Genomic DNA, 12,642 nt, shown 5'->3' on the forward strand with positions numbered 1-12,642 from the left:
AGGTACATCTTAGCCGCCTCCTTGCTTGCGGGGAGGGGGTTGGGGGTGGGGTTCTTGTACCTCACTCAACCGAGAACCGCTATATACAAAGGATTGATTCTTGTAGAGACGGCGATTCATCGCGTCTCTTGCCTCCAAGGAAAATAGAAAAACCCTCCAGATTATTGAAATATCCAAAAATCTGAAGAGTTTGTGTTTGATTTTCGCAATTTTGGTAACTTTATTGTTTCCAGGCGCAACTAACCATTTGTTGTCAACTTGAAAATATTCGCTGTCACTCCCAGACTTTCTTCAAAAAGTGACTCACGACCCCAGCGTTGTACCTGCTGACTCAGCAAAGCTTCCGCCTTTTGTTCTGAAAGTGAAGTCACCTGTTGAAACAGACCGGCAGATTGGGCACCACCGTGGGTTTCCATCCGCATACAACCACCAGTTTCCGAGCAAATTACCGTACCACAGTCTGCCTTCGGATTGGTCGAACTGAGGCGCAAAGCAATCAAGTCGCCAGCAATATCACCCACATCAGCAAGGGGAACGCCCGCTAATTCGGTTTCTATTTCCCGTTGGTCTTGGGCAATAAAATGAATGCGAGTGATGTCATAATCTCCGGTTTCCTTTTTATACGAAACTGGCTGCCATGCTAGACGACTTGCCAACCAACCCAAAAACAGCAATGCTTGTCCGGGATTGCCTTTTTCGTAATCAATAGTTACTCGGTCAACTTCCCGCAGGGCAGCCCGACGGTGAGGTGAGTCGTAAGCTTCAGCTGTCAATTCCTGCCATGCTGAGAGACGACGCCAGTTGAGGTCAGCTAGGGGAACACCACTGTCCACCAATTCTTGCAGGCGGAGTAAGTCACTTTCTGGCTCGTTAAAGCGGCAAGAATCCACAATCACATTATTGCAGACGGCTGCCAACCGCTTGAATAGACTGTTATTGGGGTCTGGTGTTGCTTTCCACCAGAGAAACTTTGGTAAACCGCCAATCAACAATGCTGGAATCATACCACCGATGCGTTCTAGGGCAGCAGCAGTACCACTGAGAGTGATGTATTCGCAGCAAATTAGTGTACTTGAAGATTGCTTTTGGATGGGGCAATAGGCAGAAACCTGAGCTTTGACCCCTTCATCTTCGCCAGTAATGGGAAATAGCGCGATGATGCGGCAAGGGTTGCGGAGGGCGATTTCATCAGCAATTCTAGGGCTTGGGGCATTTAAGCTGGGAAGTTCAATAGAAGCATTGTCTCCCGCAGCACCGTTTCCTTGACGTTTGATGAATTCTTCTCTCAAGATAGCCAGAGTTTGAGGTGTTGCGGTTCCAGTATCTGGTAGTGCATATTTTCTCTGCACTTGCCGCAAGGCAGCTACCATCTGAGGCCCTAAAATCCCGTCAAGCGGGCCGTTGTAAAATCCCAAAGTAGCCAAAAGATATTGGGTTTCTTCGGGTTCGTAAACCACTAAGGTAAATGTTGTGGCGCGAGTAGCAGCAGGAAGCCCACCGTCCTCGCCAGTAATGCCGTAACTTTGCCAAATTTGATGAAGTTCCGCTTCTATTTCGTTAAGCGAAATATCTTTTGGCGCCTGAAGTGAATAAATTGTAGAAGCTTGGGGAGCCATAGTAGTTTTGAGTTGTCAGCTTTGTTTGGTGAATCAGTTAGGAGTTAGAAGTGAGAAGTTGGGAGTTAGGAGTTAGGAGTTGGGAGTTAGGAGTTAGGAGTTAGAATAACTGAAATTATTAACTCAAAAACTCATAATTTATTACTCCTAACTATTAACTCATCACTCCTAACTTTCTACAGTCTGCGCCAGCGACGGCCATCTTGGTTAATTAAGAATTCTGCTTCTGTTGGTTCCCAGGTTCCAGCTTCATATTGGGGAATAGTATTGGCGTCGGCGGGTGCATCCCAAACGGAAAGGGCTGGCGTTACTACCTGCCAAGCGGCTTCTACTTCATCCGCGCGGGTGAACAATGTTTGATCGCCCATCATACAATCAAGGAATAAGCGATCGTAGGCATCAGATGTGGCTTGGATGCCAAAGGAACCATAACTAAAGTCCATGTCAACGGAACGGGTACGGAATTCTGCCCCCGGCATTTTCACATCAAAACGCAGGGAAATACCTTCATTCGGCTGAATCCGCATCGTCAAAATGTTGGCGTTTGTTTGTTGGGCGGCAGATTGGAACATCCGAGATGGAACTTCGCGGAAGTGGATGGAAATCTCACTGACTTTTTTCGGCATCCGCTTCCCGGTACGCAAGTAGAAAGGAACACCTTTCCAGCGCCAGTTATCTACCAAAAACTTCATGGCGACGTAGGTCGGTGTGGTGGAGTTGGGAGCAACGCCTGGTTCTGTCCGATACCCTGGCACTGCTTGGCCCTTCATCCAGCCAGCACTATACTGACCGCGAACTGCTGACCGCGACAGATTGTGAACATCAGCTAAACGAGTAGCTTGGAGTACCTTCACTTTTTCTGTGCGGATGCTGTCGGCATCCATTGCGTTGGGTGCTTCCATCGCCGTTAGACAGTAAAGTTGCATTAAATGGTTTTGCAACATATCCCGTAGTGCGCCGGCACTTTCATAGTAACCAGCCCGGTCTTCCACTCCCACGGTTTCTGCCACGGTAATTTGCACGTGGTCAACAAATTGACGATTCCACAACGGTTCAAAAATTGCATTGGCAAAGCGAAACACCAGCAAATTCTGGACTGTTTCTTTACCCAAGTAGTGGTCAATGCGGTATACTTGGTTTTCTTTACAATATTTCTGTACCACTTGGTTAAGACTTTGGGCAGAAGCCAAGTCTCGACCAAAGGGTTTTTCAACTACTAGACGATGTTTGTAGGGATCTTCTAGCATCCCGGCGCTTCCTAGCTGCTTAATAGCTTCAGGAAAGAATGAGGGGGCAACCGAGAGGTAGAACATTCGATTCCCTCGCGTGCCCCGTTTTTCGTCTAATTCACTCAATAAGTTTTTTAGTTTCTGGTAGCCTTCGGGGTTGTCTATATCCCCAGGACTGTAGAACAGACCTTGAGAGAAATCTTGCCATAGTTCCCCTAAATCGACATCAGAATGTGCCTCTTCCATGCCCTTTTGCATTTGTTCGCGGAAGTACTCATGGCTCCATTCTCGACGTGCTACACCGACAATGGTCGTTTCTGGGGGAATACGCCGTTCTCGCCGCAATTTGTAAAGTGCTGGCACTAGTTTGCGCCAGGTGAGATCGCCAGAAGCGCCAAAAATGACTATAATCTGGGGTTCGGGCATCCCTTGTTGTTGCAGACCAACGCGCAAGGGATTTTCTAGCAGACTAACCATAACAATTTTGGGTTTTGGATTTTGGGTTTTGGATTGGGGATTAGGGATGGGAAACGATTTTAGATTTTAGATTTTGGATTTTAGATTGAAGTCCAATCCAAAATTGCAAATCCAAAATCCAAAATTCCCAATCCCCAGTCCCTACACTGGTGACAATACCTTGATCTTGTCTTCTAAAGAGTTCATCAAGGACTGGAAGGGCTGGATAAACTTGTCAATACCATCGACTAACAGTTCATCCATGACGTTATCGAGATCGATGTTGATGTCGGGATCTTTGAGGTTTTCGATCAGCGTGTAAGCTTTGTCTACATCTGTTTCTAAGCGATCGCCTACGTTACAATGATCGGCACAAGCTTTAATTGTCGCTGGTGGTACGGTGTTGACGGTATCACGGCCAATCAACTCTTCGATATACATCACATCTCTGTAGTTGGGGTCTTTGGTGCTGGTGCTAGCCCAAAGTAGCCGTTGTACTGTGGCCCCTTTTGCTGCCAAATCTTGCCAACGCTCGCTTCTAATGATTTTCTTGTATTCCTGGTACGCAATCTTAGCGTTAGCGATCGCTACTTTCCCTTTTACAGCTCTTAGCTTTGCTTCCACAGCAATATCATCAACGCCTTTTTTCAACTTAGCATCAATCTTGCCATCAATGTTGCTATCGATCCGGCTGAGGAAGAAACTAGCGACTGAAGCAATTTTACTAATGTCCTTACCTTCAGCCAGCCGTTTTTCTAAGCCCCGAATATAAGCCATTGCTGTGTTTATATAGCTTTCTACAGAAAACAGCAGCGTAATATTAACATTCATCCCTTCGGCTATTACCTGTTCCACTGCTGGCAAACCAGGTTCTGTACCAGGAATTTTAATCATCAGATTTTCCCGACCAATTTCTTGGAAATAGCGGCGGGCTTCGGTTATGGTTGCTTCAGTATCATGGGCAATGGTTGGCGGTACTTCAATACTCACATAACCATCTAGTCTATTGGAGGCTTCATAAACAGGGCGTAAAATATCACAGGCATTACGGATATCTGCAAAAACGAGGGATTCGTAAATTTTGTCTATGGGTAAGCCAGCCCGAACTCCGGCTTCGATATCGGCATCATAAATAACGTTACCAGCGATCGCTTTTTCAAAGATCGCTGGGTTAGAGGTAATCCCAGAAATTCCTTGATTTTCCACCTGGTCTTTAAGTTCACCTGATTGAATGATGTCACGAGTCAAATTATCCATCCAGATACTTTGACCGTATTGGTTAATTTCTAGTAGATGATTGGTAGACATAGCTAGTTTATTTCACTCCTGTATAGTGATGCTTCTAAGTAAATTTGGCAAAACGCATCAAATATTGATGGTTACTTTTGAATTGTGGCGTTGCCAGTTACTTATTGCATCGGCCAGCTGAGATAATCCTTAATTGATCTTCAAAAAGCGCTATTTTGCATTCCCAATCCTAAGTCACCATGATTAACGTTTAATTAATGGCAGATGAGAGTACGGCACAGAGGAAATAAGTCACCTTTATAAAACGTCTAAAACCCTTACGTAACAGTAATTACGAATTACGAATTACGAATTGTCTTCTAGTGTCCGTTTTGAATAAAAGACTCCACCTTTGCTACATCCTCTTTGCTACCAATAATTAAAGGTGTGCGTTGATGCAGTTTTTTTGGCACCACATCCAAGATATTTACCAGTCCTGTAGTAGCACGGCCGCCTGCTTGCTCAATCAAAAAGGCGAGAGGAGCCGTTTCATAAAGCAAGCGTAATTTCCCTTCTGGGTTTTGAATTGTGCCTGGGTAGAGAAACACGCCGCCTTGAACCAAAATTCGATGGATGTCGCTCACCATTGCGCCGCTATAACGAGCGCTGTAGCCTTCTGTGCGGTGAACGTAGCGAATGTATTCTCGGATTGATTCTTCCCACTGCCAAAAGTTACCCTCGTTCACGCTGTAAACAGACCCGTGGTTAGGAATGCGGATATTTTCTTCTGTGAGAATAAACTCTCCTAAGCTGGGGTCAAGAACAAAGGAATGAACCCCCTTACCTATAGTATAAACCAGCATTGTGCAGGGCCCATATAGGATGTATCCGGCAGCGAGTTGCTTACGTCCGTTGGTGAGCAGGTCAGTTGCCTTACCATCGCTATCAGTTCCTTCTTGTTGGCGAATGGCGAAAATGGAACCCAAGCTGAGATTATTATCAGTATTGGATGAGCCATCAATTGGGTCATATAGCAAGGTATAGCGCCCAATGGGGCAATTTTCCGGGATGTAGTAAGGATTTTCCATTTCCTCAGAAGCGAGGCGACAGACTAAGCCGCTTTGCTTAAACACTGAGATAAATACATCATTGGCATAGACATCCATCTTTTTAACGGATTCGCCTTGGACATTAACTTCCCCAGTAAATCCCAGAACACCTTCCATTAAACCAGCGCGACTCATGCGACGAGCAACCAGTTTTCCGGCCAGGGCGATGCGATTCATCAGCGCACTTAAATCCTGTGCATCTGGCGAAAAACTCTGAAGTTGTTGCAGGACGTGACGGGATAAGGTTGTACAGTCACGATCTAAGGCTCTGTCTGTAGCATCGTAGGCAGATAAGTCTAAAGATTCCGGCGCTTTAGTCATTTTTATGTTCTCCGCAGCCACTAGCTGTTAATTGGGTTTTAGTCATCTATAGCAACTTATAGTTGCTGCTTCTATCTTAGAAAGGTAATTTGATAACTTAGATGCGACTTTAGATAAACTAAAGAAATGAATCTTCTGTTACCCCTACATCCAGAGCCTAGCTACTTCGACTTAAGACGACTTTCTGAAGCGGGCGGGTATGGCTACACATCCTATCAACAAACTAAAATCCCCACATTTGCGGCAGGGACTATAGCTTTACTCTGAAACATTAATACGAAACTACTATCAGATTTGCCCAAGGCAAGCAATCTGCCTGGTTAACTAAGATACTTTTGGTTGCTGCCAGATGATGAGTTTCAATTCAGAGCAGTAGTAAACCTCATCACTGATTTGATGTTCGTGATCAGCTATCCAATCATAAATTTGTGTTGCTTTTGCTAATGCCACTTTTTCTGAACGATAAAGCTGAGGAGTAGGGCAGTAGGCTTGGCCATTGATGTGTATAGCTGCAATCTGCCAATAATCGCTCTCTGGTACAACTTCTAAAAACCCGTTACTGTAAGGCTGGATTATTCCTATGTTCATCTACAACCATCAAACTTTCTAATATTGGCCACAACAAAGCCGATACCAGCCAATTCTTCCGAGTCAAAGCTGGAATCACCAGGGAATGCAGTCGCAACCCCTGCTAATGATTTTGGGTTCGTAGTCAATGGAAATCTGAATTATTGGTCACTTTTTAGGCTTGATTCCCTTATTGGCAGCAACAATAGCACAAGGGACTGGTCGGCGCGGCTATATTGTGATTGCCTAAACTCAGAGTGTGGCTGGATAGATGATAATCTGTAGAGCGAACCAGCAATTCGCATTACTCATTCAAAATAACCGCACAACAGGAGTAAATTTATCATGTCCCGTCTGCTAACAGCATTCCGGCAGCGATTCTTGCGGAGTATCGCTTTTGCAATACTTTTAACTTTGATTAGTAGTTTAATACTTCCTGGGGCTACTTGGGCTGCCTCTAGCTTGGGAGTTGATAATGGTCATCTTAGTTCTTGTCCGGCTTCAGACAACTGTGTTGTCAGCCAAAACGCAGATGAAAAACACGCCATCGACCCGATTCCTTATCATGTAGACCGTAATGCAGCTAGAGAAATCTTACTAAAAGTTATCGGTGTTGTTCCGCGTACAGAAATTGTAGAACAAACAGATAATTACATCCACGCTCTTTCTAAAAGCCGCATCTTCCAATTTGTTGATGATGTCGAATTTTATTTACCTCCTAATGAGTCAGTAATTCATCTGCGCTCGGCTTCTCGCGTGGGAGAATCCGATCTTGGTGTCAACCGCAGACGAGCCGAGCAAATTCGTCTGGCTCTACGCGATTTAAATATTTGATTTTGTCGCTACTTATTCTCATTTAACTGATAGAAGTGCGATCGCAATACCATTTAAATAATTTATACTTATATACTTAGTGGAGAAATGTCCGACTATCTGCAATGATTGTGCTTTCCATACCTTAGTAGAAGAAGCGATAAAGTGCATTCACCCTGACGAATTTGGGGTTAATTGTTCTACCGTAGTTTTCTGCAATTCATTTGAGCCAGCACTCATAATTGACAGTCCTTGCGTGACATACGGCAATGATGAAGAATCACTTCAATTGCGTAGGCGCAGCAAGTAAGCCTTTGGCATTTCAACTTATGTTGCTATTTAGTAAATTATGGTAATATAAAAGGTCTTGGGCGATTAGCACAGGGGTAGCGCACATCCTTCACACGGATGGGGTCACTGGTTCAAATCCAGTATCGCCCACTTATTGACAACTTGGTATTAAGAGTGATTAGCAATTTGTACTCAATGGGTTAGAACTAGCGAAGATAGCGTAGTCAATTATCAAGTCCAAATTAAACAGTTTAGAAAAGCGAGAAAATTTGACTTGAGTAATTCAGGTTAAAAGTAATAAATAATACTAAATTCAAACAATTGTCGATAGCTGTTTTGCAAAATAGGCCTGGTAGAGTCCGTAACGAGGTAAGACGCGATCGCCCTCAAAGCGAATTAATCCCAAACTTTCAAGTTTGTAAGTCTCAATAGGATTAAGAGAAATACCTTGCTTTGCTGACAGAATTTCAGCATAATTCTTTGCAAGTCTAGGATTTTCTTGCAGTTTGATCAACTGTCGCCATAAATGATCGCGGTAGATGCCACCATTGGCGATCGCTTGCTCTATTATTTCTTGTAGGGTCATTTCTTGAGACCTAAGATAGTACAAACTAATCTGAATTAGTGCTGGATGTCCTCCTACTAATGACATTAATTGGGCAAAATCTTTAGCTTTCAACGAGTCTAAACTATACCGCCTAGCTAAATCTTCTACTTGTGGTTGAGTAAAATCGTTCAGACGAATAGGTAGACCAATATTAAAAGGAGAGAGGTTGATATCCATAGAGATGTACTCTTCCGTTGAGTAAACCATTACTAACCTCAGCTTTTGCCACTTGGGATTGTGTCGTGCTTCCTCACACCATGACCGCAACAAAGCAAAAAACTCTTGACAAATGTGAGGATATTCAAAAAAACGGTCAACTTCATTCAACACTAAAACCACTGGGCTTTGACATTGTTCGAGCAAATAGTTTTCTAAATAGAAGCCGCTACTCAAGTTGTAGCCAATTTCTTCATTCCATTTTTCTTTGAGGTTGGGGTCAATACCTAATTGAGTTGCAATTTTCCAGCAAAGACGACGCAACAGTTTATTTAAATCAGTTAGACACTCACTATCGAATTGGTAGCAATTCAGATTCACAGTCTGATACCCAAGTTTCTGTGCAAACGCACAAAGCCGCAACACAAGAGAACTTTTACCCATCTGTTTGGGGGACTTAATCCGAATCACGCAGCCACTAGTAGTTACTTCTCGATAAACTTTTCTCTCTAGTGGAGGACGTTCAATATAAAAGTGAGAATCTAAAGGTACGGGGCCATCCGGGTATGACCAAAGATTTTCTATCTGTTCAGTTTGTGTGTCATGTTCTTCGACAAATGAGGTCAATTCGGAACGTTGAGATAAATCTTCTTCTATATTTGCAATAGACAATAACTCAGATGTTTCAGTCTCATTTGCTTTGTTGACTATGGTGTAGTCTTCGCTGTGTAATTCTAGATTAAAAGCGCTAAAGCAGAGTTTTATAGTTTTTTGATCTACATTTTCACTTAAAGACCATAATTTACTCAAAGTTCTAGTAGAAACATGAATGCGCGAGCTTATTTCTTCTAAACTCAAGTGTTCGCCTTTATTTTCTACTATCTCTACAGAAAGAATTGCTGATTGCAACCGTTGAATTCCTATGGAAGTTAGTACAACTCCTCGCTGACGTTTAGTTTTATACATTGCTGTCCCAGGTATTTATGAAATATGAGTGTCACGAGCAACAATTTTTTCTATTCATATACTGAAACTATAATTTAGTGTAGCAATTTTTTATACAGTGTTATCTCATTTTTTCTGAAACTCCTTGGATCTCTAATAAACTAAGTTACATTATACTAGCTTGATAATAAACACTGACCTCAATTGTATATTTTTCCTACTTTTCCTACCTTTCCTACCTTTCCTACTTTTTCACTTGATGTTTTGATGGTTGTCTTGCAAAAACTCTCTGAAGAAATGAAGTTCTTGTATTTACCTGAATTTGTACAAATATGATTGAATAAACAATGTAATATTTTTAACTTATATAATTTATGACTTTTTTGTTGGTGTGTTGCAAAAATATTACTGCTTTAGTAGAACTCTAAATACTGAGTATTAAGTAAGCAGGTGCAATTAAATATAAGATGTCATTGCGTACTCCTTTGGAGAACCCGTAGGGTACGGAACGAAGTGAAGCGTGGCAATCTCAGTCTTTGCGATTGCTTCACTTCGTACCCTTCGGGTTCTCCAAAGGAGTACGCAATGATGAACTATCTTATATTTATTTAGATCCACCTACTTAATAATTACGGACTACTTGTAATCAAGACTTGGTTGAAAACTTGGCATAATTTCTGCACAAGCAAAGTCCAAAGATATACGACTAGATTGATATATTATTAAATAACAATTTATACTTATTAGACCTCTTCCAAAACCCCACCCCAACCCTCCCCGCTCTTCGGGAGGGGAGACAAAGCGTGGCTTTGGCGGGGTTGGGTTCTTTCTTATTTTTGATTTATGCAAGAGGTCTATTGTTCGGGCAAGCAATGCAGAACTTATCTAAATAGATGTATTTTGATTACTAGCTCCTACCAAGAAAAGGGAAGATTTTCTAACTGTCTTGATACCCATTGAGGAGTGAAAACACTCCGGTAAATCGGATTTTTAACCCTCAGATAGCCGTTAGAATTTTCCACTAAACCAGATAGCAATAGTTCTTTCTGTTCTTTACTATTATTGGCTGGTATCAAGTTATCTATCGGGTTCCTATTCCTTAGTTCTTCTACTTGTAACACCTGTTGATAAATGTTTAATAAGTTTCCTGCTTTATGTTCGTCAAAAAGTAAGCGATCTCTTATGGTACGGAGATGTTCAGGTTCATCTTGGAATTCCCAATGTTGAATAATGCGCGATCGCACCAATTGTTCTACCCAATATCCTTCAGTACCATTCGGTATAGTAATCGTTCCTTTATAACTTTCCAAAGCAACTTGCACAACTAACTGACAAAGCTTTTGGGTGAGAAACGGCTGTCCTCTTGTCCAATGAATAATATACTGCAATATTGCCTGTGGCTGGCTGACTACTTCTTCTAAACCTTCAAGCAGGGGCATAGCTTCATGTAATTGAAAGTCACATAATTTAATTGCTTGACCAATCTTAAAGGGGGTTTGATGTCGATCGGCAATTAGGTTAGATGGACTGGCTACACCAAACAAAGCAAAACCCAAGCGTTGAAAACTTGGATTGTGTGCTTGCTGCTCATAACAGTAACGAATCCAGATAAAAAAATCGTTAACCGGAAAATTCAAACTTAGCAGGCTATTAATATTATCGATAAAGATGAAAATGCGATTGTTTGGAACTTCTCTCAGCAACACCTGTTCAACAAATTGATACAGTTGTTGTATAGGATCAAGCTCTGATTGTTGCTCCCACCAACTTTCAAAGTTGAGCCGCTCTGTCAAATTTAACTTGTGAAACAAGCTGACAATAATGCCCTTATACCATTGTATAAGTGTAATTTGATTAGTACCTAATAGGACTGAATTCAGAAAAACACATATATAATTTTCTTTTTCTAAGCGATGAATAGTCCGGTGTAGTAGAGATGATTTACCTGTTTGGTGGCAGTTGAAAACGTAACAAAAATCTCCTGTTTTTAATCCAGTATAAAGTTGTTCGTCTGCTTGACGGACAATATATGTAGAATCATCATACTTCAGGCTACCACCGACTTGATATCTCATAGTCAAGTCAATTATTATAAATAGTGATACTTGTAATTTTGTAACCGATACTATAATAAAATGAAGACAGGTCAGGTGAGACGTTTACCTCATACCCCATAAGAGGTTAATTGTTTTTGTGAGGTGGGCATTATGGTTGCATAGTCAATAAAAAAGCATTTTATATTTAATTAAGTTCATCTACTTATTGCCAATGTAAACGAGAATATAAATCAATATAGTTCATAATTTTTCACAGCAGATGTGTAGTGGAAAATGACAACTAAATTAGCCTATCAAGAAAGCAAATTATTTGAGAAAAAATTATATATTTTTAGATAACTAAAGAATAATCGATCAAGAGATAGTGCCAAAGTCGATCGCTCTATCATGTGCAGAGTTATCTTCTCTTAGCTAAAAATAAAAATCAAGGAAAGTTAAGACATTTAAGTAAATTCTTGAGATGTTAAGACAGCAGCACTGCTCAGGTAAGGAAAAAAGTAAGCTGAAACCCTTGAAATATCGTTGTCTATAATGCCCAAAAGAGGCTTAACCGAGCAGTATTAGTTAAGACAGTAATTCAGAGGGTGTAGGGAACCCACATTTAAAAACGTGAGATTGAAAACTTGGATGCAATGCAAGTTGCGCTACGCGTCTCGATACAATTCTTTTTTAAACTGAGCTTTGAACTCAGCAACAATAGGTTTTTTATTTCTTCTTTTCTACACCCGAACCTGCAACCCTTTTTTTGTAAGTTGTGTTATTAACTAAAAAATTCTTACAATAATGACACAACCATTCTAAATCAAGAAAATGTGATTGTTCTCTGGTAATAAAAAGCCTGAGCTTACTCAAATTTATAACTGGTCTTGAAATTTTCTTTTTGACGCTTTGCTTTAGTAACTACTACACTTTTTAATTCATTAAGTGATTTTAAAATTAAATCTCTCAACCATAGGCTCATCGCTACCACCAGACAGAAATCCAAGGGGTGTCGGCTTCCGTCCCGTAGAACTGGCGTTAGCGAGTCTGCATACTCCTGCGGAGAAGCTACACATAGCACAATACGGTTCAGTTAAGCATTTTTTCTCTTCTCTCTGTTTCCTCTGAGCCTCTGCGGTAGCCTGCGGCAAGCCGTTCGCGTAGCGTCTCGTAGAGAAGCGTCTACCTTCAAAATTGACTTTGGTAAAGAGTTTTAGCCTTAACTGGTAAATATTTTAAATATCTATCTTCTTAACCTTCTTAACTTTC

At 41.5% G+C, this 12,642-nt stretch carries 9 protein-coding genes and 1 tRNA gene; 2 read left to right on the top strand and 8 right to left on the bottom strand.

Annotated features, from left to right (window positions below):
* Nucleotides 1-239 precede the first annotated feature (239 nt).
* The 6 genes from opcA to V7K61_RS19505 form a co-directional block, all read right to left on the bottom strand.
* Nucleotides 240-1,616, bottom strand: a complete 1,377-nt coding sequence (gene opcA / locus V7K61_RS19480; RefSeq protein ID WP_335055716.1) for a glucose-6-phosphate dehydrogenase assembly protein OpcA — start codon at nt 1,614-1,616, stop codon at nt 240-242.
* A 176-nt stretch (nt 1,617-1,792) separates the two neighbouring features.
* Entirely contained in the window at nt 1,793-3,322 is a 1,530-nt protein-coding gene (zwf, locus tag V7K61_RS19485) for a glucose-6-phosphate dehydrogenase (protein ID WP_335055718.1), read from the bottom strand.
* A gap of 141 nt (nt 3,323-3,463) precedes the next feature.
* Nucleotides 3,464-4,609 (bottom strand): transaldolase, encoded by a 1,146-nt coding sequence (tal, locus tag V7K61_RS19490; protein ID WP_335055720.1) that lies wholly within the window; start codon nt 4,607-4,609, stop codon nt 3,464-3,466.
* A 299-nt stretch (nt 4,610-4,908) separates the two neighbouring features.
* Nucleotides 4,909-5,958 (bottom strand): class 1 fructose-bisphosphatase, encoded by a 1,050-nt coding sequence (gene fbp / locus V7K61_RS19495; protein WP_094347243.1) that lies wholly within the window; start codon nt 5,956-5,958, stop codon nt 4,909-4,911.
* 324 nt (nt 5,959-6,282) lie between these two features.
* Nucleotides 6,283-6,546 (bottom strand): hypothetical protein, encoded by a 264-nt coding sequence (locus tag V7K61_RS19500; protein ID WP_335055722.1) that lies wholly within the window; start codon nt 6,544-6,546, stop codon nt 6,283-6,285.
* The gene (locus V7K61_RS19505; protein ID WP_257236454.1) at nt 6,543-6,674 is read right to left on the bottom strand and encodes a hypothetical protein; all 132 of its coding nucleotides are present in this window, start codon (nt 6,672-6,674) and stop codon (nt 6,543-6,545) included. Before V7K61_RS19505 ends, V7K61_RS19500 begins: the two co-directional genes overlap by 4 nt.
* A 196-nt stretch (nt 6,675-6,870) precedes the next feature.
* On the opposite strand from V7K61_RS19505, the gene V7K61_RS19510 reads away from it, so the two are divergent.
* Entirely contained in the window at nt 6,871-7,359 is a 489-nt protein-coding gene (locus V7K61_RS19510) for a DUF1499 domain-containing protein (RefSeq protein ID WP_094347241.1), read from the top strand.
* A 348-nt stretch (nt 7,360-7,707) separates the two neighbouring features.
* Nucleotides 7,708-7,779, top strand: a tRNA-Val gene (locus V7K61_RS19515).
* Nucleotides 7,780-7,942: 163 nt separating this feature from the next.
* Here the strand turns inward: V7K61_RS19515 and V7K61_RS19520 are convergent.
* Both V7K61_RS19520 and V7K61_RS19525 read right to left on the bottom strand, forming a co-directional pair.
* Nucleotides 7,943-9,358 carry an AAA-like domain-containing protein gene (locus tag V7K61_RS19520; protein WP_335055724.1) on the bottom strand — a complete coding sequence of 472 codons (1,416 nt, stop codon included), beginning with the start codon at nt 9,356-9,358 and terminating at the stop codon, nt 7,943-7,945.
* A gap of 893 nt (nt 9,359-10,251) precedes the next feature.
* Complete coding sequence (locus V7K61_RS19525) at nt 10,252-11,412, bottom strand: AAA-like domain-containing protein (RefSeq protein WP_335055726.1); 1,161 nt, start codon at nt 11,410-11,412, stop codon at nt 10,252-10,254.
* Nucleotides 11,413-12,642: the final 1,230 nt, after the last annotated feature.

Origin of the sequence: Nostoc sp. (assembly GCF_036918015.1) — a bacterium.
In the GTDB taxonomy this organism is placed as follows: Bacteria; Cyanobacteriota; Cyanobacteriia; order Cyanobacteriales; family Nostocaceae; genus Nostoc.